Annotated in this window: 17 protein-coding genes and 2 pseudogenes; 11 read left to right on the top strand and 8 right to left on the bottom strand. The window is 70.1% G+C overall.

Annotated elements, in window-relative coordinates:
• The first annotated feature begins 17 nt into the window (after positions 1–17).
• From grpE to clpB, 4 genes are all read left to right on the top strand, one after another.
• The gene (gene grpE, locus ACSIH6_RS31490) at positions 18–770 is read left to right on the top strand and encodes a nucleotide exchange factor GrpE (RefSeq protein ID WP_435111996.1); all 753 of its coding nucleotides are present in this window, start codon (positions 18–20) and stop codon (positions 768–770) included.
• A 139-nt stretch (positions 771–909) separates the two neighbouring features.
• The gene (gene dnaJ, locus ACSIH6_RS31485; RefSeq protein WP_435111982.1) at positions 910–2,073 is read left to right on the top strand and encodes a molecular chaperone DnaJ; all 1,164 of its coding nucleotides are present in this window, start codon (positions 910–912) and stop codon (positions 2,071–2,073) included.
• Positions 2,070–2,555: a heat shock protein transcriptional repressor HspR gene (locus tag ACSIH6_RS31480; RefSeq protein WP_435111981.1), complete on the top strand. Its 486-nt coding sequence runs from the start codon at positions 2,070–2,072 to the stop codon at positions 2,553–2,555. The genes dnaJ and ACSIH6_RS31480 overlap by 4 nt, the downstream gene beginning before the upstream one ends.
• A gap of 86 nt (positions 2,556–2,641) precedes the next feature.
• Positions 2,642–5,257 carry an ATP-dependent chaperone ClpB gene (clpB, locus tag ACSIH6_RS31475; RefSeq protein WP_435111980.1) on the top strand — a complete coding sequence of 872 codons (2,616 nt, stop codon included), beginning with the start codon at positions 2,642–2,644 and terminating at the stop codon, positions 5,255–5,257.
• 175 nt (positions 5,258–5,432) lie between these two features.
• On the opposite strand, the gene ACSIH6_RS31470 is transcribed toward clpB, so the two are convergent.
• Together ACSIH6_RS31470 and ACSIH6_RS31465 are read right to left on the bottom strand one after the other, a co-directional pair.
• Positions 5,433–6,695, bottom strand: a complete 1,263-nt coding sequence (locus tag ACSIH6_RS31470) for an RNA polymerase sigma factor (RefSeq protein WP_435111979.1) — start codon at positions 6,693–6,695, stop codon at positions 5,433–5,435.
• Positions 6,696–6,742: 47 nt separating this feature from the next.
• Positions 6,743–7,183, bottom strand: a complete 441-nt coding sequence (locus tag ACSIH6_RS31465) for a YciI family protein (RefSeq protein WP_435111978.1) — start codon at positions 7,181–7,183, stop codon at positions 6,743–6,745.
• 274 nt (positions 7,184–7,457) lie between these two features.
• Between ACSIH6_RS31465 and ACSIH6_RS31460 the strand changes: the two genes are divergently transcribed.
• The 3 genes from ACSIH6_RS31460 to ACSIH6_RS31450 all read left to right on the top strand — a co-directional run bounded on the left by ACSIH6_RS31460 (position 7,458) and on the right by ACSIH6_RS31450 (position 15,389).
• Entirely contained in the window at positions 7,458–8,099 is a 642-nt protein-coding gene (locus tag ACSIH6_RS31460; protein ID WP_435111977.1) for a DUF1449 domain-containing protein, read from the top strand.
• Between the two features lie 209 nt (positions 8,100–8,308).
• Complete coding sequence (locus tag ACSIH6_RS31455) at positions 8,309–10,348, top strand: flotillin family protein (protein ID WP_435111976.1); 2,040 nt, start codon at positions 8,309–8,311, stop codon at positions 10,346–10,348.
• Between the two features lie 10 nt (positions 10,349–10,358).
• On the top strand, positions 10,359–15,389 hold the full coding sequence (locus ACSIH6_RS31450) for a DNA repair ATPase (protein ID WP_435111975.1): 5,031 nt from the start codon (positions 10,359–10,361) through the stop codon (positions 15,387–15,389).
• A gap of 78 nt (positions 15,390–15,467) precedes the next feature.
• Here ACSIH6_RS31450 and ACSIH6_RS31445 read toward each other — a convergent pair.
• Positions 15,468–15,554: pseudogene (locus tag ACSIH6_RS31445) on the bottom strand (suppressor of fused domain protein); the annotation flags it as partial.
• Positions 15,555–16,211: 657 nt separating this feature from the next.
• Between ACSIH6_RS31445 and ACSIH6_RS31440 the strand changes: the two are divergent.
• From ACSIH6_RS31440 to ACSIH6_RS31430, 3 genes are all read left to right on the top strand, one after another.
• Positions 16,212–16,970 carry a hypothetical protein gene (locus ACSIH6_RS31440; protein WP_435111974.1) on the top strand — a complete coding sequence of 253 codons (759 nt, stop codon included), beginning with the start codon at positions 16,212–16,214 and terminating at the stop codon, positions 16,968–16,970.
• A gap of 336 nt (positions 16,971–17,306) precedes the next feature.
• Entirely contained in the window at positions 17,307–18,671 is a 1,365-nt protein-coding gene (locus tag ACSIH6_RS31435) for an AAA family ATPase (RefSeq protein ID WP_435111973.1), read from the top strand.
• Positions 18,668–19,324, top strand: coding sequence for an RloB family protein (locus tag ACSIH6_RS31430; protein ID WP_435111972.1), 657 nt, complete (start codon positions 18,668–18,670; stop codon positions 19,322–19,324). Before ACSIH6_RS31435 ends, ACSIH6_RS31430 begins: the two co-directional genes overlap by 4 nt.
• 15 nt (positions 19,325–19,339) lie before the next feature.
• Here ACSIH6_RS31430 and ACSIH6_RS31425 read toward each other — a convergent pair whose 3' ends face one another.
• Complete coding sequence (locus tag ACSIH6_RS31425) at positions 19,340–19,945, bottom strand: suppressor of fused domain protein (RefSeq protein WP_435111995.1); 606 nt, start codon at positions 19,943–19,945, stop codon at positions 19,340–19,342.
• Positions 19,946–20,607: 662 nt separating this feature from the next.
• On the opposite strand from ACSIH6_RS31425, the gene ACSIH6_RS31420 reads away from it, so the two are divergent.
• Positions 20,608–21,015: a hypothetical protein gene (locus tag ACSIH6_RS31420; RefSeq protein WP_435111971.1), complete on the top strand. Its 408-nt coding sequence runs from the start codon at positions 20,608–20,610 to the stop codon at positions 21,013–21,015.
• A 156-nt stretch (positions 21,016–21,171) separates the two neighbouring features.
• On the opposite strand, the gene ACSIH6_RS31415 is transcribed toward ACSIH6_RS31420, so the two are convergent.
• The 4 genes and pseudogenes from ACSIH6_RS31415 to ACSIH6_RS31400 all read right to left on the bottom strand — a co-directional run.
• A complete protein-coding gene (locus ACSIH6_RS31415) occupies positions 21,172–22,035 on the bottom strand; it encodes a GNAT family N-acetyltransferase (protein ID WP_435111970.1) in 864 nt (287 codons plus the stop codon).
• Positions 22,036–22,291: 256 nt separating this feature from the next.
• On the bottom strand, positions 22,292–23,461 hold the full coding sequence (locus ACSIH6_RS31410) for a methyltransferase domain-containing protein (RefSeq protein ID WP_435111969.1): 1,170 nt from the start codon (positions 23,459–23,461) through the stop codon (positions 22,292–22,294).
• Between the two features lie 527 nt (positions 23,462–23,988).
• On the bottom strand, positions 23,989–24,204 hold the full coding sequence (locus tag ACSIH6_RS31405; RefSeq protein ID WP_435111968.1) for a MerR family transcriptional regulator: 216 nt from the start codon (positions 24,202–24,204) through the stop codon (positions 23,989–23,991).
• Positions 24,205–24,308: 104 nt separating this feature from the next.
• Positions 24,309–24,543 (bottom strand): annotated as a pseudogene (locus ACSIH6_RS31400) (phosphotransferase); the annotation flags it as partial.

Raw genomic sequence — 24,543 nt, 5'->3', positions numbered from 1 at the left:
AGGAGGGCGTGTCTCAGATGGCACCGTCGGAGAACACGAACGGCACCGGCGACGGTGAGGAGCGCCAGGGGCCGGTGATCCGGGACAACCGCCGGATCGACCCGGAGACCGGGCAGGTCAGGAACCCCGAGGCCGAGGGCGACGCGACCGAGGAGATCCCCGAGGTCGCCGAGGAGGATGTCGTCGAGGCCGACCTGGAGGACGTCGAGGTCCCCGACACCCCGGAGTCGGTGGTGTCGGACGCGATCAACGCGGACGAACGGGTCGTCGAGCTCACCAACGACATCAAGCGGGTGCAGGCGGAGTACGCCAACTACCGCAAGCGCGTGGACCGCGACCGCGTGGCCGTCCGTGAGATCGCCACCGCCCAGGTCATCGGCGAACTGCTGCCGATCCTGGACGACGTCGGCCGGGCCCGTGAGCACGACGAGCTCAACGGCGGGTTCAAGGCGGTGGGCGAGGCCCTGGAGGCCGTGGTCACCAAGCTGGGCCTGGAGCGGTACGCGGAGAAGGGCGACGAGTTCGACCCCAACCTCCACGAGGCGCTCACCCTGATCCCGGTCCCGGGCATCTCGGTCCAGAGTGTGATCGAGGTGTTCCAGCCCGGGTACCGCATCGGTGAGAGGATCCTGCGCCCGGCCCGCGTGGTCGTCGGGGATCCCGCCGAGGGCGGCGGGGAGGCCGCGTCCGGTTCCGCCGCCGAGGACGACGGTCCCGGCGGGGAGTCCCCGGCCGCGGACGGCGCCGACGGCGGGGAAGACGACAGGTAACGGGTCCACCCGTTGATCCTCCGGCCGCGGCCCCGCGTGAGCGGCGGCCGCGGCCGGAGCCGGACCCCGGCCCGACGCGGTGCGGGGTCACATGGAAGCATCGGACGCAACCGGCACCAGCGGGGGAAGGCACCAGTCGATGAGCACCAAGGACTACCTGGAGAAGGACTACTACAAGGTCCTGGGAGTCTCAAAGACCGCCTCGAAGGACGAGATCAAGCAGTCCTACCGCAAGCTGGCCAGGGAGAACCACCCGGACGCGAACGCCGACGACCCCGGCGCGGCCGACCGCTTCAAGGAGATCTCCGAGGCCTACAACGTCCTGTCGGACGAGAAGCGCCGCAAGGAGTACGACAACGCGCGTTCGCTGTTCGGCGGCTCCTACCGCCCCGGCGGCGGCACCGGCCCCGGCGGGTTCGACGTGGGCGACCTGTTCGGGCAGGGCACCGGCAGAACGGGGACCTCGGGCGGCGGCGAGCGGCTCAACGACCTCTTCGGCGGGCTGTTCGGCGGCCGCGGGCGCGGCGGGACCACGCGCAGCAGACGTGGCGCCGACATCGAGACCGAGACGACACTGACCTTCCGCGAGGCGGCCGAGGGGGCCACGCGCTCCTTCCAGATGGCCGACGAGTCGGCCTGTCCCACCTGCAAGGGCACCGGCGCCAAGTCGGGCACCGCCCCGCGGATGTGCCCCAAGTGCTCCGGCACCGGGCACGAGAACACCAACCTGGGCGGCTTCTCGCTGTCCGAGCCGTGCAGCGAGTGCAGGGGCCGCGGCCTGGTCGTGGACGACCCCTGCCCCACCTGTAGCGGCAGCGGGCGCGGCAAGAGCACCCGCACCGTCCAGACCCGCATCCCCGGCGGCGTGTCCGACGCGCAGCGGATCCGGATCAAGGGCAAGGGCGCCCCGGGTGAGAACGGCGGCCCGGCGGGCGACCTCTACGTCGTCGTCCACGTGAAGGAGCACCCGGTGTTCGGTAGGAGCGGCGACAACGTGACGATCACCGTCCCGGTGACCTTCCCCGAGGCGGCTCTGGGCGCGGACGTGCGCATCCCCACCCTCAACGGCTTCCCGGTGACCGTGAAGGTCCCGCCGGGCACGCAGAACGGGCACAAGCTGCGGGTGCGCGGCAAGGGCGCGAACCGCAAGGACGGCACCACGGGTGACATGCTCGTCACGATCGAGGTGGCGGTACCGAGGACTCTCGACGGAGACGCACGCGAGGCTCTGGAGAAGTTCCGCGCCGCGACCTCCGACTACGACCCGCGTGACGGACTCGAAACGCGGGCGAAGGGTGCGTGAACGACGTGAACGACTCCTTCGGCGCTGACGCTCCGGTCTACGTGATCTCGGTCGCCGCCGAGCTCGCGGGGATGCACCCGCAGACTCTGCGGCAGTACGACCGACTGGGGATCGTCTCGCCGGGCCGCGCGTCCGGCCGCGGGCGCCGCTACTCCATGCGCGACGTGCAGACGCTGCGCCAGGTGCAGCGGCTGTCCCAGGAGGAGGGCATCAACCTCGCCGGGATCAAGCGGATCCTGGAACTGGAACACGAGGTGGAGCAGCTGCGGGAGCAGGTGTTCCACCTGGCCAACGAGCTGGAGGCGGCGCGCCGGGCGGTGGCGCGCCGGGGCCGCCCGGCCGACGGCGGCACGGGGGTGCGCGGCGAGCTGGTGCGCCGCACCCGTGTGACGATCTTCAACACCGCCGAGCCGAGGAACGACGAGGAGGGCCGGGGTAGGGGCCCCGGCGCCCCGGGCCGCCCCGAGGACGAGCAGGACTGACGGAACTCCGCCACGGCGACACGGGGGCGCGGTCGGCCGTCGGACATCACCCCCCGTGACACGACTTGTGAAAGGAGTCACCGCGCATGAACTACAAGCTCACCAAGAAGAGCCAGGAGGCCCTGTCGGTGGCGATCCGCCGGGCCACCACGGACGGCAGTCCGCAGACGGAGCCCGTGCACCTGCTGGCGGCCCTGCTGGACCAGGCGGAGGGCGTCACCCGCCCGCTGCTCAAGGAGGTCGGCGCCAGTCCGGACGCGCTCCGGGACAGGGTCGAGGCGGCCGTCAGCGCGCTGCCCAAGGCGGCCGGGTCCACGGTCAGCTCGCCCAGCTCCTCGCGCCAGCTGATCGTCTCCATCAACACCGCGGCCCAGCGCGCGCAGCAGATGGAGGACGAGTACGTCTCCACCGAGCACCTGCTGGTGGGGCTGGCCGCGGACGGCGGCGAGGCGTCGCGGCTGCTCACCGAGGCCGGAGCCACCCCCGACGCGCTCCTGGAGGGGTTCGAGCGCGTGCGCGGCACGGGGAAGGTGACCTCAGAGAACCCGGAGGACACCTACCAGGCCCTGGAGAAGTACGGGGTGGACCTGACCGAGCGGGCCCGCGAGGGCAAGGTGGACCCGGTGATCGGCCGCGACGGCGAGATCCGGCGGGTCATCCAGGTGCTCAGCCGCCGCACCAAGAACAACCCCGTGCTCATCGGCGAGCCGGGCGTGGGCAAGACCGCGGTCGTGGAGGGCCTGGCCCAGCGGATCGTGGCCGGTGACGTGCCGCAGTCCCTGGTGGGCAAGCGCCTGGTGAGCCTGGACCTGTCCGCGATGGTGGCGGGCGCCAAGTACCGCGGCGAGTTCGAGGAGCGGCTCAAGGCGGTGCTCTCGGAGATCAAGGAGTCCGAGGGCCAGGTCATCACGTTCATCGACGAGCTGCACACGATGGTGGGCGCCGGTGCCGCCGAGGGCGCCATGGACGCGGGCAACATGCTCAAGCCCATGCTGGCGCGCGGCGAGCTGCGCATGGTGGGCGCGACCACCCTGGACGAGTACCGGGAGAAGATCGAGAAGGACCCCGCCCTGGAGCGGCGCTTCCAGCAGGTCATGGTGGGCGAGCCCTCGGCCGCGGACACGATCGCGATCCTGCGCGGGCTCAAGGGCCGTTACGAGGCGCACCACAAGGTGCAGATCGCCGACTCGGCCCTGGTGGCCGCCGCGACCCTGTCCGACCGCTACATCACCGCGCGGTTCCTGCCGGACAAGGCGATCGACCTCATCGACGAGGCGGCGTCCCGGCTGCGCATGGAGATCGACTCCAGTCCGGTGGAGATCGACGAGCTCCAGCGCACCGTCGACCGCCTGAAGATGGAGGAGATGGCGCTCGACAGGGAGTCGGACCCGGCCAGCCGCCAGCGGCTGGAGCGGCTGCGCGCGGACCTGGCCGACCGGCAGGAGCAGCTCACCGGGCTGGTCGCCCGGTGGGAGCAGGAGAAGGCCGGTCTCAACCGGGTCGGCGAGCTCAAGGGGCAGCTGGACGACCTGCGCACGCGGGCCGAGCTGGCCCAGCGCGAGGGCGACTTCGGCGCGGCCTCCCGGCTGATGTACGGGGACATCCCGCAGCTGGAGAAGCAGGTCGAGGAGGCCAGCAGGGACGAGGAGAGGGCGGCCAGCCGGGGCGGCGCCACCATGGTCAAGGAGGAGGTGGGCGCCGACGAGGTCGCCGACGTGGTGTCGGCGTGGACCGGCATCCCCGTGGGTCGGCTGATGGAGGGCGAGACCTCCAAGCTGCTGCGCATGGAGGAGGAGCTGGGCAGGCGTCTCATCGGGCAGAAGGAGGCCGTGGCCGCCGTGTCGGACGCGGTGCGGCGGGCGCGAGCGGGCATCTCCGACCCGGACCGGCCGACGGGGTCGTTCCTGTTCCTGGGCCCCACGGGCGTGGGCAAGACCGAGCTGGCCAAGGCGCTGGCGGAGTTCCTCTTCGACGACGAGCGCGCGATCGTGCGCGTGGACATGAGCGAGTACTCCGAGAAGCACTCGGTGTCACGCCTGGTGGGGGCGCCCCCCGGCTACGTGGGGTACGAGGAGGGCGGCCAGCTGACCGAGGCCGTGCGCCGCCGCCCGTACACGGTGGTGCTGCTGGACGAGGTGGAGAAGGCGCACCTGGAGGTGTTCGACACCCTGCTCCAGGTGCTGGACGACGGCCGTCTGACCGACGGCCAGGGCCGCCGGGTGGACTTTCGCAACACCATCCTGATCCTCACCTCCAACCTGGGGTCGCAGTTCCTGGTGGACCAGTCGATGGAGGAGGCGGTGCGCCGCGAGCGCGTGCTCGACGTGGTACGCGCGACGTTCAAGCCGGAGTTCCTCAACCGGCTGGACGACGTGATCATGTTCGACGCGCTGTCCACCGAGGACCTGACGCGGATCGTGGACCTCCAGGTCGACAAGCTGGCCCGGCGGTTGGCGGACCGGAGGCTGGGGCTGGAGGTGTCGGCGGGCGCCCGCGAGTGGCTGGCGCTGACCGGCTACGACCCCAACTACGGCGCGCGTCCGCTGCGCCGCCTGGTGCAGTCCTCGATCGGAGACCCGCTGGCGCGCGAGCTGCTGTCGGGCGACCTGGCCGAGGGAGCCACCGTGGTGGTGGACGTGGACGAGGGCGCGGACAGGCTCCGGGTGACCTCGCACGGTGCCGAGGAGGCCCCGGCGGCCTGAGCCGGGAGCCGAGGCGCCGGGTCCTGTACGGAGAACGCGGGGCCGTCCCCGAGGGGGCGGCCCTTTGCCGTGTCCGCGGCCGGGGTCAGGCTCCGGCGAGCAGGCGGGCCTCCACCCGCGGGTCCAGGCCGACGCGGGGTCGGCCCGGGCGCTGGGGCGCGCCGCCCCGGCCCGGTCAGCCCCCGCAGCCGTGGGCGCGCTCCAGGAGCAACGAGCGCTCGCGCTCGTTGCGGGTCAGGGACGCCGCGCGCTCGAACTCGGCGCGGGCCTCGGCCCGGCGGTCCAGCCGCACGAGCAGGTCGCCGCGCACGGCGGGCAACAGGTGGTAGTCGCTCATCTCCGGCTGGTCCCGCAGCGCGTCCACGATCTCCAGCGCGGCGTCCGGCCCCGAGGCCATCGACACCGCCACCGCCCGGTTCAGCTCCACCACCGGCGATCCGGTGACCCTGACCAGGGCCAGGTACAGTCCGGCGATGACCGTCCAGTCGGTGTCCGCGGCGGTGACCGCCCGGGCGTGCTCGGCCGCGATGGCCGCCTGGAGCACGTAGGGCCCGCCGGACTGGCTCCGGTCCGGCGGAAGCGCCCTGAGCAGGGCCTCCAGCCCGCGGGTGACGAGCAGGCGGTCCCAGAGAGCGCGGTTCTGCTCGGCCAGGGGGACGGGCTCCCCGTCGGGTCCGACGCGGGCACGCAACCGAGAGGCGTGCAGCTCCATCAGCGCCACCAGCCCGTGCGCCTCGCGCTCCTTGGGCAGCAGCTGGGCGAGCACGCGGCCCAGGCGCATGGCCTCCTCACACAGCGTGGGGCGCGTCCACTCCGTGCCCGAGGTGGCGGTGTAGCCCTCGTTGAACACCAGGTAGACGACCTCCAGGACGGAGGCCACGCGGGCGTCGCGGTCCTCGCCGACGGGCACCTCGAAGGGCACCTTCCTCCTGGCGAGGGTGCGCTTGGCACGCACGATGCGCTGGGCGACGGTGGACTCGGGCACCAGGAAGGCCCGGGCGATCTCCTCGGTGGTGAGTCCGCCGAGCAGGCGCAGGGTGAGCGCGACGCGGGCCTCGGTGGACAGCACCGGATGGCAGCACACGAACATCAGCCGGAGGAGGTCGTCGCCGAAGTCCTCCTCCAGGACGGCGTCGAACTCGGCCTGCCCGTCGTGCTCGGCGATCTCGCGACCGAGGTCGGCCATGCGCTGTTGGAAGCGCTCGTCGCGGCGCCAGCGGTCGAGCACGCGGCGCTTGGCGACGGTGGTCAGCCAGGCGCCGGGGTTGTCGGGAACCCCCTCGCCGGGCCACTTCTCCAGTGCGCTGACCAGCGCGTCCTGGGCGAACTCCTCGGCGAGGCCGACGTCGCCGACCATGCGGGTGAGCGCCGCGACGAGGCGGGCCGACTCGATACGCCAGACCGCCTCGACCGCGCGCGTGGCGTCGGTGTGGCTCACGGGGCAATCTCAGCACCGCGGGCCACACCGGCGCAAGCACGTACGGGTCAGCCGCCGTGCGAGTACCCCTGGGCGCGCAGCTCGCGCTCGCGCTCCTTGAGGTGCTCGGGCATCTCGTCACCGAAGTCGTCGGTGTCGAAGATGCGCCGCAGCACCAGGTTCATCTCGGTGTCGTCGCCCTCCGGCGGGTGCGGGCAGCGCTTGGCCCACTCCACGGCCTCCTCGTGCGAGGACACCTGGAGGACCCAGTACCCGGCGACGAACTCCTTGGCCTCCGCGAAGGGCCCGTCGGTGACGGTCGCGTTGCCGCCGCTGAAGGTGACCCGGGTCGCCTCGGAGGCGGGGGCCAGGCCGTCCCCGGCGAGCAGGACACCGGCCTTGACCAGCTGCTCGTTGTAGGCGGCCATCGCCTCGAAGACCTCCGGGCTGGGCTCGTAGTCGGCGGCCTCGGCCTCGGGCGTGGACATGATCGTCATCATGTAGCGCATGGTGTTCGCCTCTCGTGCGGTGTGGGGGTCCGCTCCCCCGCTCTCATCCACACGTCGAACGGCACCGCACCGGATCGACACCTCCCCAGAACTTTTCTCGGGATTTTTCCCGCACCCCCCACCGCACCGCGCACCAGGTCTCCGACACCTCCGTCCGCCGGGCGGGCTCCCCGCGTCCCGGTGGCCGCAAACGGCCAAGGGGCCGCCCGCCCGCGTCGCGGACCGGGCGGTTCGGTAGAGTTCCGGCACGGTTCGGCGCGGAGGAGGGTGACGGGTGGGGATGTTCCTGGACACCGCCTTCGGTTTCCCGACCGTGCTGTTCACCCCGCTGCTGGTCGTCGTCGCGGTCTACTGGCTGCTCGTCTCGGTCGGCGCCACCGGCTCCGACGCGCTCGACAGCGTGGACGACTCGGGCGAGGCCGCAGGACTGAGCTCCCTGATGAGCCGTGTCGGGCTGGGAAGGGTCCCGGTCACCGTGGCGCTGAGCTCGCTGGTCTGCGTCGCCTGGTTCGTGAGCATGATGGGAAGCATCATGACCAGCCTCCTCCACACCACCTCCACCCCCCTGCTCATCGCCCTGGGCCTGGTGGTCCTGCTGATCGCGCTCGTGGCCGCGTGGGCAGTCACCAGCGGCCTGGTCATGTCGGTGCAGCGCTTCCTGCCCAGCCGCGGCAGCGGCTCCAGGAACGAGCTGGTCGGACGCACCTGCGTGATCCGCATCGGCGAGGCCAACGAGGGCTTCGGCCAGGCCGAGATCACCACCGCGGGCGGCGCGTCGATCTCCATCCCGGTCCGCACCATCGGCCAGGAGGTCCTGCCGGTCGGCAGCACCGCCCTGATCTTCGACCACAGCGCCGAGCAGGACGTCTTCCTCGTCACCCACTTCGACGCCGCGCTGGACCCCGGCCAGGGCTGACACCTGCCTCTCTGGGTCTCCGCCCCGCTTCACCCGTCCGCACGTCCGCCCGCCAAGCAAAAGGTGGTACGCGGAACCGTTCGCGACCGCGCCGCGTCACATCTGTCGAGCGCCCCCGACCGGGGGTCGGATCCCCGCCGCGGTACTCCCCGCTCCCGACGCGCTCTCCCCCCTCTTACGCACATCCCCTTGCAGAAAGAGACCCCCACGTGTTGCTGAGTGCCACCGCGAACGGCCAGGAGGCCGCGGACGCGGCCTTCCTGACCGTCGGCGTCGCCCTTGCCGTCGGCGTCGTCGTCCTCATCGCCCTGCTCCTGATGGTCACCCGCCTCTTCCGCAAGGTCGAGCAGGGCAAGGCGCTGATCATCTCCAAGGTCCGCGACGTCCACGTCACCTTCACGGGCTCGATCGTGCTCCCGGTCCTGCACAAGGCCGAGATCATGGACATCTCGCTCAAGACGCTGACCGTGGACCGGCGCGGCCGCGAGGGCCTGACCTGTAAGGACAACATCCGCGCGGACATCAGGGTGTACTTCTACGTCCGGGTCAACGAGACCGCGGAGGACGTCAAGAAGGTCGCCAAGTCCATCGGCACCGAGCGCGCCAGCCACCAGGACACGCTCCAGGAGCTGTTCAACTCCAAGTTCTCCGAGGGCCTCAAGACCGTCGGCAAGCAGTTCGACTTCGAGGAGCTGTTCACGCACCGCGAGCAGTTCCGCCAGGCGATCATCTCCCTGATCGGCACCGACCTCAACGGCTACAGCCTGGAGGACGTGGCCATCGACGAGCTGGAGCAGACCCCGCTGCACCAGCACGACGCCAACAACATCCTCGACGCGCAGGGCATCTCCAAGATCACCGAGCGCACCGCGATCGAGCACAAGCGCACCAACGAGTTCGAGAACGACCGCCGCAAGGAACTCGACCGGCAGAACACCGAGACCGCCGAGACCCTCGCCGAGCTGGAGAAGCGCCGCGAGGAGGCCACCGCCAAGGCCAAGCGCGAGATCGAGATCATCCGCGCCCGCGAGGAGGCCGAGACCGCCCGCGTGCAGGCCGAGGAGCGGCTCAAGGCCGAGACCGCCAACATCCGCACCTCCGAGGCGCTGGGCGTCCAGCACCAGAACCAGCAGCGTGAGATCGCGGTCGCCGAGAAGAACCGCGAGCGCGTCATCGCCATCGAGAGCGAGCGCATCGAGAAGGACCGCCTGCTGGAGGTCATCGGGCGCGAGCGCGAGACCGAGCTGAGCCGCATCGCCAAGGACAAGGAGGTCGAGGCCGAGAAGCGCGAGGTCGCCGACGTCGTCCGCGAGCGGATCGCCGTGGACCGCACCGTGGCCGAGCAGGAGGAGGCCATCAAGCGCCTGCGCACCGTCGAGGAGGCCGAGCGCACCCGCCAGGCCGTCATCATCCAGGCCGAGGCCGAGGCCCAGGAGAACCTGGTCAAGGACATCAAGGCCGCCGAGGCCGCGGAGGCCGCCGCCAGGCACAGGGCCGCCGAGGAGCTCACCCTGGCCGAGGCCCGCCAGCAGGCCGCCGAGCTGGACACCCGCGCCAAGATCCGCCTCGCCGAGGGGATCCAGGCCGAGGCCGCCGCGGCCGGTCTGGCCGAGGTGCAGGTCCGCCAGCAGGACGCCGAGGCCATCGAGAAGGTCGGCCGCGCCGAGGCCGTCGTGGCCAGCGAGAAGGCCCGGGTCGAGGCCGAGGCCGTGGAGCAGAAGCTGCGCGCCGAGGCCGCCGGTCTCACCGACAAGGCCGAGGCCATGGCCGCCCTGGACCAGGTCAGCCGCGAGCACGAGGAGTACCGCCTGCGCCTGGAGGCCGAGAAGGAGATCCGCCTGGCCGGGATCAACGTGCAGCGCGAGGTCGCCGAGGCCCAGGCCACCGTACTGGCCACCGGCCTGGAGAACGCCGACATCAACATCGTCGGCGGCGACGGCGCCTTCTTCGACCGCATGGTGGGCTCCATCGGCCTGGGCAAGGCCGTGGACGGCTTCGTCGGCAACTCGAAGACCATGCAGGCGCTGGGCGGCAACTGGCTCAACGGCGAGGGTGACTTCGCCGCGGACATGCGCCGGGTGCTGAGCTCCGTGGACACCGAGGACGTCAAGAACCTCACCGTCTCCGCGCTGCTGCTCAAGCTGATCGGCTCGGGCGGCCCGCAGGCCGACAGGCTCGACGGCCTGCTCGGCACCGCCCGATCGCTGGGCGTGGACCAGCTGCCCGCCTCCGCCCTCGCCAAGCAGTAGGGAAACCTTCGTGACAGAGGCCCTGCCCCAGGAGACCGAGGGGCCGGACGCCGGGGACGCGCGTTCGCTGGACGCGGGCACCTACGAGGTGCTCCGCGCCCGGCTGCGCGAGCAGACCGGCGAGCTGGCCCGGCGGACCGAGCAGCTCAACGCGCGCCGCCTGGAGGTGTTCGGCGGCACCGAGCTGTCCCTGCTCGGCACCGAGCGCGTCCGCACCGAGCACAACTGCGTGCCCCGGGACATCGTGAGCGTGGGGCGTCCGGCCGCGGACGGCGCCGACGGCGCCGTGATCCTGTTCGGCTACAACGTGTTCATCGGCATGCAGCGGGAGACCCACGTCCCCGACGTGTTCTCGCTGCACCGCCACGAGCGCGCCGGTGACGGCTCCGCCTTCGCCGACGCCGCCGGGGACGCCGTCCCCGGGCTGCTCGACGACGAGCGGTTCCAGCAGGACTTCGGCCAGCTCTACCGGTACTACCGCGACGCGCGCCTGCTCCAGCTGCGCCGGGTCGAGGAGCGGCTGCTGGCCGTGTTCCAGACCGGCCCGCGCACCGAGGACGTGCGCGTGCTGCGGTGGTCGGTGTCGCCGACGGGCGAGATCGCCTACCTCGACGCGCGCGGCGAGCGCGACCACGTGTTCCCTCCCTCGCACGACTTCACGTGGGTGGAGGCCACCCGCGAGGACCACGTGGCGGGCCGCCACCCGCACATCTCGATCCTCGACGAGCTGTTCGTGGAGACGGTCGGCGGCGACCTCACCATCAAGGTCGAGAACAACACCGAGGTCGGCGAGGGCGTCTACAGCGAGCCCGTGGACGAGCCGTTGCAGAGCCTGGCCGACGCGTCCGTGCACCACGCGCGGGTGGGCTCGCTCATCCTGCTGCGCGTGCTGCCCTACAACGAGACCGAGTGGCGCCACCTGGTCTTCAACACGCGCACCAAGGAGGTCGAGCGCCTCGACGGCATCGGCCAGTCCTGCCAGCGCCTGCCCGACGACCAGGGACTGATCTTCCCCGGCGGCTACTACCTGGCCACCGGGGTGGCGCGGACCTTCGACACCGACGTCACCGACCTGGAGTTCGAGCGCCTGGTGCGCTCGCCCAACGGCGAGGACGTGCTCTACGTCTTCCACTCCCGCGCGGACGGCCGCAGCCTGCTGCTGCCCTACAACACCATCCGCAAGGAGGTCGCCACCCCGATCGTCTGCCACGGGTACTCGCTGTTCGACGACGGCACCATGACGGTGTTCAGCGACAACTCGGGCGAGCCGACCCGGGTGCACCCGATGCAGGTGTGGCAGACGCCGTACGCGTCGGACGTGTACGCGGCGGCGCAGCCGGTGGGGACCGGCCCGCTGGAGCGGATCGGCAACGCCGAACTGGTGCGGGGCGTGTCCGAGTGCCTGTCGGTGGCGCGCATGGCCGAGGACATGCGGCCCTCCACCGAGGTGTTCGAGGCGCTCATGGCCGCCTGCCGCCGGGTGTCGGACCGGTTCCACTGGCTGGGAGAGGAGGAGCTGGGCGACCTGGCGGCGCCCCTGTCACAGGTGTGCGACACCGCCGCGCGGGTGCTGGAGGAGTTCGAGACCGTCCAGACCCTGACCCGGCAGGCCGCCGACACCCTGGCCGAGGCCGAGGAGAGGACGGCCTCGCTCATCCGCACCGCCCGCGGGGAGGCCCCGCGGACGGCGGAGGGCTGGGTGGCGCGGCTGACCGGGCTGCGCCGCGCCCAGGGCCAGACGGCCACGCTGCGCGAGACGCGTTACGTGGACACCGCCCGTCTGGAGGCGCTGGACGGCAGGCTCGCCGAGGAGGTCGACGCCATCGGCCGCCGCACGGTGGCCTTCCTGGAGCGCGACGACGCCTTCGCCGGGTACCACGACGAGGTGGCGCGGCTGGTCGCCGACGCCGAGGAGATCGGGGCCGTCAGCGCGGCGACGGCGGTCGGGGAGCGCATCGCCGAGCAGACCGAGGGCCTCCAGGTGGTCACCGAGGTCGTCGGCTCGCTGGACATCGGCGACGCCCAGGTGCGCACGCGCATCCTGGAACGGGTCAGCGAGGTGCTGGCCGGGATCAACCGGGCGCGCGCCACGCTGAAGGCGCGGCGGGGTGAGCTGCTCGCCCTGGAGGGGCGGGCGGAGTTCGCTGCCGAGTTCGCCCTGCTCGGGCAGGCGATCACGGGGGCGCTGGCCGCCGCCGACACCCCGGACCGGTGCGACGAGCAGCTGGGGCGGATCATGCTCCAGCTGGAGAACCTGGAGACGCGGTTCGCCGAGTTCGACGACTTCCTCGGGGAGCTGGCGGACAAGCGCGAGGACGTGTACGAGGCGTTCTCCACCCGCAAACAGGGGCTGGTGGACGAGCGGGCGCGGCGGGCCGACCGCCTGGCGTCGTCGGCCGCCCGCGTGCTGGAGGGCGTGCACCGCCAGATCGCGGCGCTGGAGACTCTGGAGGACGTCAACACCTACTTCGCGTCGGACGCGATGGTGGCGCGGCTGCGCCGCACCTCCGAGGAGTTGCGCGCGCTCGGCGAGACCGTGCGCGCGGAGGAGCTGGACGGGCAGGTCCTGGCCGCCCGTCAGGAGGCGGGCCGTGCCCTGCGGGACCGCGCCGACCTGTTCGAGGGCGGCGCGGGCGGCGAGACGATCCGGTTGGGCCGGCACCGCTTCGCCGTGAACACCCAGCCGATCGACCTCACCCTCACCCCGCACGGCGGGGAGATGTCGGTGGCGATCACCGGCACCGACTTCCGTGCGCCGGTCACCGACGAGGCGTTCGGACGGACGCGGCACCTGTGGGACCGGGTGCTGGTGTCGGAGAGCCCGCAGGTGTACCGGGCCGAGTACCTGGCCGCGTCGGTGCTGGCCGCGGCCGAGGAGGGCGCGGAGGGCCTGTCGCCGGAGCGGCTGGGCGAGGCGGAGGCGGGTGCGCAGGACGGGTCGTCGCTGCTGGATCTCGTGCGCGGCTTCGCCGAGGCCCGCTACGACGAGGGATACGAGCGGGGCGTGCACGACCACGACGCCGCGCGGATCCTGTCGGTGCTGCTGCGGCTGCGCGCGGGGGCCGGACTGCTGCGGTACCCGGGCGGAACCCGGGCCGCGGCGCAGGTGTTCTGGGCCTTCGGCGCCGACGAGGAGCGGCGGTCGGCGTGGCGGATCCGGGCCGGTTCGCTGGCGCGGGCCCGCGAGGTGTTCGGGATGCGCGGGTCGGCCGCGGTCGACGCGCTGCGCGCGGAACTGGCGGCGGCCGTGGACGGGTTCCTCACCGACACCGGGCTCCACCAGGACGCCGACCTGGACCTGGTGGGCGAGTACCTGTTCGAGGAGGTCGCGGCGGAGGGGCCCGGGGAGCGGGGGTTCGTGACCGGCGCGGGCGCCCGTCTGCTGCTGGACCGGTTCCACCGGGCCATGGGCAGCGCCCAGGAGACCACGCGCAGGGCCTTCGAGGAGGACCTGCGCGCGCTCGACGGCGACCTGTCCGCGCGGCACCAGCTGGTGGCGGCCTGGCTGGAGGCGTTCGCGGCCACGCTGGAGGAGGTGGACCCGGGCGACCTGCCCGAGGCCGCCGCCATCGAGCTGACCGGCGGCGCCGTGGAGCGGTACGAGTCGTCGGCGGCCGTCGCGGAGAACGTGGACGGGCTGCTGGGGTCGCACCCGCGCGTGCGCGAGCGCTCCCTGGAGCTGCGGCTGGACGAGTTCCTGCCGCGCACCCGCCGGTTCCGGCTGGAGGAGGTGCCCGCCTACCGGGACTTCCAGCGGCGCCGCAACGAGCTGGTGGCGGCCGAGCGCGAGCGGCTGCGGCTGGAGGAGTACCGGCCCAAGGTGATGAGCGGGTTCGTCCGCAACAGGCTGCTGGACGAGGCGTACCTGCCGTTGATCGGCGACAACCTGGCCAAGCAGCTGGGCGCGGCCGGGGACGACAAGCGCACCGACCAGAGCGGCCTGCTGCTGCTCATCTCCCCACCCGGATACGGCAAGACCACGCTCATGGAGTACGTGGCCAGCCGTCTGGGGCTGGTGTTCGTCAAGGTCAACGGGCCCGCGCTGGGGCACGCGGTGACCTCGCTGGACCCGGACGAGGCGCCGGACGCCACCTCCCGCCAGGAGGTCGAGAAGATCTCCTTCGCGCTGGAGATGGGCGCCAACACGATGCTGTACCTGGACGACATCCAGCACACCAACCCCGAGCTGCTCCAGAAGTTCATCTCGCTGTGCGACGGCCAGCGCCGCATGGAGGGGGTGTGGAACGGGCGGACCCGGACCTACGACCTGCGGGGCAAGCGCTTCGCGGTGTGCATGGCGGGCAACCCGTACACGGAGCAGGGCAAGCGGTTCCGGATCCCGGACATGCTGGCCAACCGCGCCGACGTGTACAACCTGGGCGACGTGCTGTCGGGCAGGGAGGAGCTCTTCGCGCTGAGCTACGTCGAGAACGCGCTCACCTCGAACCCGACCCTGGCCCCGCTGTCCACGCGGGACAGGGAGGACGTGTACCGGTTCGTGCGGATGGCGCGGGGCGACGACTCGGTGGGCGCGGACCAGCTCGACCACCCCTACTCGGCGGTCGAGGTGGACCGGATCGTGTCGGTGCTGCGCAAGCTGCTGCGGGTGCAGGAGGTGGTGATGACCAACAACCAGGCCTACATCGCCTCCGCGGCGCAGTCGGAGGAGGCGCGCACCGAGCCGCCGTTCCGGCTCCAGGGCTCGTACCGGAACATGAACCGGCTGGCGGAGCGGATCGTGCCGGTCATGAACGACGCCGAGGTGGAGTCCGTGATCGACGACCACTACCTGGGTGAGGCGCAGACCCTGACCTCGGGCGCGGAGGCCAACCTGCTCAAGCTCGCGGAGCTGCGCGGGGTCATGACCCCCGAGCAGGAGGCCCGGTGGACGGAGGTCAAGGAGGCCTTCCGGCGCGGTCGCGCGCTGGGCGGCGCCGAGGACGACCCGATGACCAGGGCCATCGGCGCGATGGGCCTGCTGGCCGACCGGGTGGGCGAGATCGGCACCGCGATCGGGCGGGGACGGGACTCCGGGCGCTGACCGGGTGAGAACGTGCGGGCCGCCACCCCCTCGGGTGGCGGCCCTTTCGCGTAGGTACGGGTCGTCAGGTCGAAGGGATCAGAGGCGGACGGGCTCCCGCGAGGGGTCGGTGACCATCCTCGGATCGCGGTCGCGCAGGAGGGCGACGAGCGGGGCGGCGGTCCCCGGCGCCCGACCCGCACCGGGTCTCCCGGAGACCCCGAAAATCCACAGAAGACAAGAACCCCACGGCCCGTACAGCCATCTAAAGCGCCCCTCCGCAAAAGGGGGAAGCCGGAAACCACCAACAAAAAAGCAAGAGTGATCTGCTCCACAGTAACAAATCAGGGGAACCGGCACCGGCCAATCAAATCCCTTCCCTACATCTCGAAATATTGACCCATTCTTATCAGAACTTTTCTCGGTGAAACGCACCGTGACCGATCAGACACTCAACAAGAGGCCCGCCCACGAAACCCATATAGGCCCTGACCTGGTCTTGTGGGGGAAGCCGCGTTCGAACTCCCTGATTCCTCGCCGCCAGGCCCCACTCCGCAGCCCGTCCCGCACTGCGTTCCTCCCCCGTTCTGCGGCCCGTCCCGTTCTGCGGCCCGCCCCGCACCCGAGGCGAAACAAGGGCTCTCCAAAACACGGGAATCCGGAATTCGGTGATACATTCAAGGAGTTGTCAGGGCGGACGCGGTTCTCATGCCCCTGCAACTCCCTCCCTCACCTTCGCCAAGCGTTTCGGGAAGCCCCGGCAGACCCGCTGAAGCGGCAGACCAGAGCTCTCGAACCCCGGCGTGAACGTTCCTCGCACCTGCTCCCTGAAAGAAAACGAACATGATGAGCCGCAGCACCCGCTCCTCCCTCCTGGCCCTTCTCACCGCCGGTCTGGTCACCCTCGGCGCGACCGGCTGCTTCAGCCCGGACGCGGTCGACGCTGAGGCGTTCGACGCGGAGGCCCAAAGCTCCGAGAGCCAGAGCGTGAACGACGGCGCGGAAGGGGTGACCGCGACCATGGGGGGCGAGGTCACCTACCTGGCCCCGTACGAGTACCTCGTCGAGAACCAGGCGTTCTACGTCGACGAGACCACGCAGGTCCTCGGCGGGATCAACGTCTGCCCCGCCGAGGACGGCGTCGACGAGACCGGTTACGGAATCGTGGAGTGCTCCTACGAGGAGCTCGACGCCGCCCTTCAGGGGGGAACCGTCGTTCTCGCCGAGGTCGCGATCGTGGACGGGTTCGCCGAGTCGGTCAAGGAGTACCAGACGGACGGCCACGGGGACCCCGAGAACGGTTCCGCGGGCGGGGACTCCTCGACCGAAGGGGTGACCACGACCCTGACGGGTGAGGTCACCTACCTGGCCCCGTACGAGTACCTCGTCGAGAACCAGGCGTTCCACGTCGAAGAGACCACGGAGCACGTCGGCGGGATCTACGTCTGCCCCGGCCCGGAGGGCCTCCACGAGGACGGCCACGGAAACCTGTCGTGCCCCTTCGACGAGCTCGAGACCGCCCTCGCGGAGGGAACCTACGTCTACGCCGAGGTCGCCATCGTGGACGGGGTCGCCACGACGATCCTCGAATACCAGAACTGATCTCCGGAACCCGGGGAGGGCGGGCGACCAGGCCCGCCGGGGCGGTACTCCTCCACGGAGTGCCGCCCTTTCGGTGCCCTCAACCGGTTTCCGGCATCCCGAGCGGAGGGCGGAGGTTCCGGCGGGCGGGACAGGCGCCGCGGTCGAGCGGGACGGGGCTCCGGGCACTGACCGGGTGACACGCGCGGGCCGCCACCCCCTGCGGGTGGCGGCCCGTCGAAGTACCAGATTGGCCCCGTCCTTCCCCACAGCACGTGGCAGCGGTTCCCCCTATGGTTGGTGAGGCATATTGGTGCCGAGCCCAGGGGCTGCCGCACGAACCGGGGAGACGAGAGCATGCTGCTGAGTTTTCGAGTGGAGAACCATCGTTCCCTACGGGACGAGCAGGAACTCCTGCTCACCTCAGCCGAACAAGGCCAGGAAGGCTTCCCCCCTCCGTCTGAGATATCTCCTCTCAGGGTCACTGGAATTTTTGGGGCAAACGCATCAGGAAAGACATCCGTCGTCAAAGCACTACGTTTCATGGCGGATATGGTCATCCAGGGACCGATGTCACGCATGCAGAAACAGCGGAGCCTCTTCTCCCTGGAAGACGACGAGGACCGAATCCCCAGAGAACCGTTCCAACTGGATGCGGATTCCCAGGCGAAGAATTCCGGGTATTCGGTGGAGCTCCTCCTGGACGGATATCGGTACACCTATGGTTTCACCGTGAATGACGCCGAGATCCTGGAGGAATGGCTCTACCTCTATACCGATGACGGCACCGAGCGAGTAGCCTTCGAACGCGAAGGGCTCTCCTTCACCTATGGTTCAGCAGATCCGAACTCCCCAGAACTCACCGACGTCCTCAGCGTCGAGCCGAACTCGCTGCTGATCTCGGTACTCGCGAACGCCCATCCCACCACTTTCCATTCCGAAACGGTCGCCGCCCTGGGAAATGTGCGGCGATGGTTTCGTTCCTCGCTACAGATCTGGCAGGGGGAGATGGGACGTGCCGGTATGCAGAGACTGCCCTCCAACAGCCCGGAACTCCTCGAACGCCTGGTTCGGCTGGCCCGTGCCGCCGACACCGGGATCAGCAACTACAGCGATGACGGCCCCATATCGGATGAGGAGAGGGCCGAAATCGAGGAGCAGGTGGGGAAGAACCGTGCTCGCTCGATGATCTTGGCCCGGGAACACGGACGAGTTTCATTCCGCCACCAAGGCTCCTCCGGTGAATACCCCTTGGACTTCCTCGACGAGTCGTCGGGAACACGATCCATACTCTCCTTGGGGATACTCATCATGCGGGTCCTCGAAAGAGGGGGAACCCTGGTCGTAGACGAGATCGACACGAGCCTGCACAGCGTACTCTCCGGAAGCCTGGTTTCGCTGTTCAAGGATCGCGAGAGCAACCCGCTCGCATCCCAGCTCGTTTTCACCAGCCACGACACGAGCCTCATGGGAAGAGTCAACGGAAGAGAAGTCCTCTCCGAGGACGAGATCTGGCTGACCGAAAAGAGCACTGACGGCTCCACCTCCCTCTACCCGATGTCCAGCTTTGAAAGCTCTGGAGAGGAAAATCGGGATCGGCGCTATCTGGTGGGACGCTACGGCGCCGTTCCGTTCGTCGACGAGGATCTTCTCGTCCAGGCCCTACGTCCGCGCCTCTCAGAAAGGAAGAAGCGGGGTTCCGGGGAGGGGCTCTTCCGATGAAGAAACGCCGTAGTCCTGGAAAACGTCCGGGCCCCAGGGAGGAGAACCAGAAGGTTCTCGTCCTCTGCGAGGGCGAGACCGAGGTGGCGTACTTCGAGGGACTCAAAGAACACCTCAAATCACTCCGGCCGAACCAGCCCGGGCAGAGATGCCAACCTGACCCGGTGGACGTCAAACCAGCCCGTCGGACTGCGGCCAGGCTCATCGTTCAGGAAGCTCTCAGCCGAAGGGCCGAGGGACACTCCGAGATCTGGGCGGTCTTCGACACCGAGGGTGAAACCGTGACACCCCTGCGCCGACAGGTTCAGGAAACCCCCTCCTCCCTCGCCGAGGCCGCAGTCCACACCGCCGTCTCCCATCCTTCGTTCGAGATCTGGCTCCTGCTGCATCACCTGGACCGCGGCATGCTGAACGGCTGTCACGGACCGGCCGACTGCGAGAAGCTCCTCAAAGCCACCGTGCCCGGCTGGGCCAAGGGCGAGCGCAGGCGCGGCAAGTCAGGAATCGACTTCTCCGACTTCGTGGACGGGCTGGCCTCTGCCTGCAAACACGCCGCGCGCACCCGTGCGGACTGTTACGAGGACTATCCGTGGACCGATGTGCACAAGGTCGTCCACGTGATCAGGACCCACTTCTCTGCTGAGGGCTCCTGAGCCGCGCACGCGGGGTCAGAGGCGGATGGGCTCCCGCGAGGGGTCGGTGATCATCCTCGGGTCGCGGTCGCGCAGGAGGGCGACGAGCGGGGCGGCGGTCCCCGCCTGCTGCATGGCCTCGCCCTCCTCGGCCAGCAGGCCGACGAGCTGGAAGAAGAGGACGATCCCGTTCGGGGTGTCCATGGCGCGGATCTCGGTGTCGGGGACGATGACCAGGGAGGTCATGTCGCCGTTGGCGGGCTCGCCGCCGAGCGGGGACGGGGTGACGATCCAGTGGCCCACGTCCAGGTCGCTGCCCGCGATGAAGCGGTCGGCCAGGGCGTGCATGACGCGCAGGATCCAGGCGGGCACGGCCTCGTCGCCGTCCTCGCGCGGGAGGCGGCAGGTGAACTCGAAGCCCGACCCGGAGACCCGGGCTTCCCCGCTGGTCTTCTCCCCCAGCTCGGTCAGGCCGAAGGACACCAGCAGCCAGTGGCCGTCCAGGGGGTAGGCGAGCACCCCGTCGAGGCCGTCGGCGCGCTCGCCGTCCGGCGCGAACTGGATGGTCAGCGGCTGCACGTCGGGGTACCGCTCCGCCCACTCCTCGTAGATCCGGACGAGTCCGGGCAGCATCTCCAGCATCGCGTCGTCGCTCTCCACCTCGGGTGACGGGTCCGGGTCCGAGGATACGAGCGCGTCGGGAGCGCACGGGCCTGTGGCGGGGGCGACGGGGTGGCGGGGGCGGCGGGGCGGCGAACGGGCACGGCGGCGGGCGGCGCGGATTCACCGGGGCCCACCTCGGAGAATCCGCTTGTTTTTCCCGGACGGCAGAACCCAGGAGTCCGAACGCGCGTCCAAGGGAAAACAGACCGCGTTTAACCACTCCTGCGCCCGCCGACAAGAGCCGCACGCCTGTCCGCGGATAAATCGCAGAAACCGGCACCGCCTCACGGGATATTTAACCTCCGCCATTGATCATTGACACAGGCGGCAAGGCCTCTCCCGGACACGGAGCGCCCGGGGGCGCGCCAGCCTGCACGGACAGCAGCGCTGACCAAGGCGAAGGGACACCCTTCCCTCACCCGGACAGCACAAACCGCTCCGCCATGATCAATCCTTGAAATTCGACGGTGAACCCTCTGGCCTCCTCGGGCCGATACGACTCCGACACCCTCAGGATTTTCCCCGATATCCACGATCCGCGTTTGAGTAGCCAGCCCGGGGGCACGACCACGCATAACGCACTCATCCCCCAATCCCTGGCGAGTCCATTCACACACCGCTCTCCACAGGAAAGGAACGCGATGAATCGCGATATCCGCACCAGCGCGCTGGCCGTTCTCTCCGCCGGTCTGCTCACCCTCGGTGCGACCGGCTTCAGCCCGGCGGCGGCCGCCGAGCAGCGAGGAGCCGAGACCCAGGGTGTGGAGGCCAGCGCCGAAGGGTTCACCGGAACCCTCTCCGGCGAGGTCGTGCACCTGGCTCCGTACGAGTACATCGTCGGCGATCAGGCGTTCTACGTCACCGAGGACACCAAGATCCTCGGCGGCCTGTACACCTGCGCGCCCGAGGTCCCCAACGACGACATGACCGGGACCGTGGAGTGCGGCATGGAGGAGTTCGAGGCTGAGTTGAAGGACGGGACCGTGGTCCTGGCCGGGGTCGAGGTCGAGAACGGCATCGCCCAGACGATCACCGAGTTCCAAGCCTGATCCACGGGATACGGGAAAGCGGGTGACCAGGCCCGCCGGGGCGGTACTCCTCCACGGAGTGCCGCCCCTCTCCCGTGCCCTCTCAACAGCTCCGCGCGGCGGCCGCGAACACACCGACCCCTCCCCGAACAGTGGAGCCACTGCGGCCAGCAGTTTCTACGGACTGGCGGTGAAGACGAAGCCGAGACTGGTCAGTCCCTCGGATCGGCACAGGTGGTCGGACGCGCCGCCGGTCTCGGTCTGGAGCAACTGGTAGGCGGCTCCGTTCTCCTGTCCCCAGCGCATCGCCGCCCGCCACAGCACACGCCCGTGACCGTGTCCACGCGCTTCGGGCAGGACACCGAAGTACTGCGGTAGAAGCCGGAGTGCGCCGAGGGAGTCCCGGCGGATGGCCATGGGCCCGATGGCGCCGACGACACGTCCCTCAGTCACCGCGACGAACAGCGGTCCGTCCAGTCCGGTGGTGCGCATCCGCTCGGCGAGGAAGACGAACCCGTCTTCCTTGAGCGCGTTGGCGAAGGTGACGAAGGTGTCCTGGACGGGCAGTGCCTCAGCTTCCAGACTGCCCACCCTGCCGTGAGCGCGGGGCTCGTTTCCGGTGAAGGTCTTGAGCTGGACGCGGCAGCTGTGCCAGCGGGTGTCGGCTTCGGTGGAGAACCACAGCACGCGCGCGGTTCCCGCGCCGTGTTCCGCGGCCAACTTCCCGGCCTCCTCTAGTGCCTGGGCCACGTCGGGCATACGCCCGTAGTAGTGCACCTTCACCACGCCCCGGCCGCGTCTGGCCAGCGTGGGAACGGTGACGGTCTCGCCCTCGTCGCGGATGGCATCGGCAAGGACCGTTTCGTTCTTGGTCCCACCCCAGCGGGCGTCCTTGTCGTGCGCCAGGAAACTGCCAGTGCCGTTGACTTCCATGACCTCGTCCCACAGGTGGGCGGTGAGGGCATCGGGGTGTACGGGGCCGAGGGTGGGCACATACGGGAAGGGCAGCACGAGACGACTGGTGTCACGGGGGCCGGGCATGGGCGCATCGTACCCAGCCGGAGCATCCACCGGGGCGGTACTCCCTCACGGGGATACCGCCCCTTTCCCATGCCTCCAGCCGGTTTCCGACTCCGCGCGGCGGCCGTGACCGCCGCCCCCTCCCAGAACAGGGAGGCCGTTGGCTGTTGCCTACAGAAGCGACAGAGGCCAGCGCTGGTCGCTCTCGGCGGAGCCGAACCACACGTACTGGTCCGACGGTCGGTGAGCCCGGACGAGGGCGCGTGAACGACTCGGGTCATGTCTGACCGTTCTCCGCTTGTCCGGCGGCGCTCTGCCCCACGGAAAGGACACTGCCGGGGTCGTCCAACCACACGCGCTGGCCCTCGCGGGTCACGGTCACGCCGAACCGGGAGTGTTCCGGACGGCCCACCTCCTGCCACCAGGCGTAGGCCTCGGCCAGTTCGTCGAAGAGGCGGCGCGGGCCGTGCTGGCGAACCCTGAACTCATGAGAGCCGGATTGGACCCGCCACGAGGCCCACGAACCCGAACCGGGGTCCATCAGGTACACCGTGTAGTCCGGGTTGCCCGGAACGTCGTCGTCGAAGACCAGCAGGTCCTTCATACCGGGAACCCGCAGACCGATCGCGAAGCTCGCGTCGAAGTCACCGACCGGCTCGTACGGGTGCAGGTCCGTGGTGGTCTCGGTGTACTCGTGGTCGGGGCGGACGCGCTCGTCGAGCGTGCCGTGCGGTGTGCGCTGACCGCGCACCCACATGAAGCCCGCGTTCCCGCCGAACCTCCCGGACGCCGTCCCGTCCGCGCCGACCCGCAGCCGCAGCAGCGTGCCGTTGTGGAAGCTCGTCCCCCACGGGGTCACGATCCGCCCGCCGGGCACCGCCTGCTCCACCCACGGGTAGGGAACCCGCTGGACCGCTGCGGTGGCCAGGACCCGGTCGTAGGGGGCGTCGGGCGGATACCCCTTCTCACCGTCCCCAACGACCACATGAACACCGAAACCCTCCAGGTTCTCCTGGGCACGTGCGGCCACGGCCGGGTCGATCTCCACCGACGTCACGTTCCCGGCGCCGACCCTGTCGGCGAGCAGCGCGGCGTTCCACCCGGTCCCGGTACCGATCTCCAACACCCGCTGCCCGGCGGCGAGGTCGGTGGCGTCCAGCATCAGCGCCACGATGCTCGGCATGGACGCCGACGAGGACCGGTGCCCGCGCCCGGTCGGGTCTCCATCGTCGATCTGGGTGATGACCGGCCGGTCGGCGTAGCAGGCACGCAACCACGCGTCGGGATCGTCGGCCCTGTCGAGGGTCGTCAGGTCGTCCCCGTCCTCGATCCAGATCCGGTCGGGGATGAAGCGGTGGCGGGGAACCCGCATGAAGCCGTCCCGCCAGGCTGAGGAGGGGTTGATCTCCTCAGCGAGGCGGGACCGGAGGTCTTCGGGGTTGGTCATTTGTCGTCGCGCTCGTGCTTTCCTCCGCCGCTGCCCCCGTCGTTGGGGGTAGGCGGCGGGATGGGGCGGTCGGGCTTGTGGCCGTCACTGTTCGAGTCGTCTTCACGCTTGCCCATAGTGGTTTCCCTTGTTCGAGAGGGTGGTCGCGTTGATGGTAAGTCCACCAACACGCTGCGTCACGACGTTGTCCGGCATCGGTCCGGTAGGGGTGTCCCGGTAAAGAAACGGGTAAAGGGAATTCTCTGGTCGGGTCAGGTGGTAGTGCGGAGGGTGTCGATGAGGCGGGCGATCTGCGCGCGGGACTCGCCGTCGGGTGACTCCAGCAGTGTCGAGAGGTTCGTGGGCATAGGGAGTTCCTTCCTTGCTCGGATACCTCGCACCAGGTCAGTGCGGGGTTCCACCAGTTCCACTCGGACGGTGCCCGCGGAACCGGGGAGCTTTCGCCGTGCCGCTGAGTCCGTGTCTCCCACGGGGTTGTGGCCAGGGCGGCAGGCCGTTTCGGATACGCGGACCGGCTCGTGGCGGCCCTACGGGGTGGGGACGGATTCATCCGGCTGGTTCAGGAGTGCCGCGATGTGTTCCTTGGGGTAACGGCGTGCTCCGCCCGGGGTGCGGAAGGGCTGGAGGACGCGGTCCCAGTCGCCTCGGTGGAGGCTGCGGGTGCGGATGTTGAACAGTTCTGCGACTTCGCTGGGGGTGAGGACGTCGGGGCGGCCGTCAAGGAGATAGCGGTAGTCGGGCACGAGGAGCTTTCCGTGTTCGGTGGGTGGGCGGACGGGTGCCCCTCTGCGCAGGAAGACCCAGTAGCACCGTGAGCCGGTCCCCCCAGAGCACCAGCGGAGCATTGTTATCGCGCGGTCAGCAGCTCCGCCGCGAACCTGCGCGCGTAGGGAGCCAGACGCGCGTGCAGCGCGTCCCGCTCGGCCGCTTGGACGATCTCGGCGCAGATGATCAGGTGCGCCAGTCGTCCCGCGTCGGTGTCCAGCACGTCAGCGAAGACCTCGCGGACCTCGGCCGCCGTCTCGGGTTGGGCCAGCGCGTAGGCGTGAAGGACGGCGGCGTCGTAGCCCAGCGGTGCCAGG

The organism is Nocardiopsis synnemataformans, assembly GCF_965343085.1.
In the GTDB taxonomy this organism is placed as follows: domain Bacteria; phylum Actinomycetota; class Actinomycetes; order Streptosporangiales; family Streptosporangiaceae; genus Nocardiopsis; species Nocardiopsis alborubida.
This window is presented reverse-complemented; position numbering and strand designations above follow the sequence as displayed.

Excerpts from the sequence above, each read along its gene's own strand:
- ACSIH6_RS31430 (WP_435111972.1), top strand. The coding sequence starts at position 18,668 with ATGAAGAAACGCCGTAGTCCTGGAAAACGTCCGGGCCCCAGGGAGGAG.
- ACSIH6_RS31435 (WP_435111973.1), top strand. The coding sequence starts at position 17,307 with ATGCTGCTGAGTTTTCGAGTGGAGAACCATCGTTCCCTACGGGACGAG.
- ACSIH6_RS31420 (WP_435111971.1), top strand. The coding sequence starts at position 20,608 with ATGAATCGCGATATCCGCACCAGCGCGCTGGCCGTTCTCTCCGCCGGT.
- clpB (WP_435111980.1), top strand. The coding sequence starts at position 2,642 with ATGAACTACAAGCTCACCAAGAAGAGCCAGGAGGCCCTGTCGGTGGCG.
- grpE (WP_435111996.1), top strand. The coding sequence starts at position 18 with ATGGCACCGTCGGAGAACACGAACGGCACCGGCGACGGTGAGGAGCGC.
- ACSIH6_RS31415 (WP_435111970.1), bottom strand. The coding sequence starts at position 22,035 with ATGCCCGGCCCCCGTGACACCAGTCGTCTCGTGCTGCCCTTCCCGTAT.
- ACSIH6_RS31465 (WP_435111978.1), bottom strand. The coding sequence starts at position 7,183 with ATGCGCTACATGATGACGATCATGTCCACGCCCGAGGCCGAGGCCGCC.
- ACSIH6_RS31440 (WP_435111974.1), top strand. The coding sequence starts at position 16,212 with ATGATGAGCCGCAGCACCCGCTCCTCCCTCCTGGCCCTTCTCACCGCC.
- ACSIH6_RS31425 (WP_435111995.1), bottom strand. The coding sequence starts at position 19,945 with ATGCTGGAGATGCTGCCCGGACTCGTCCGGATCTACGAGGAGTGGGCG.
- ACSIH6_RS31410 (WP_435111969.1), bottom strand. The coding sequence starts at position 23,461 with ATGACCAACCCCGAAGACCTCCGGTCCCGCCTCGCTGAGGAGATCAAC.
- dnaJ (WP_435111982.1), top strand. The coding sequence starts at position 910 with ATGAGCACCAAGGACTACCTGGAGAAGGACTACTACAAGGTCCTGGGA.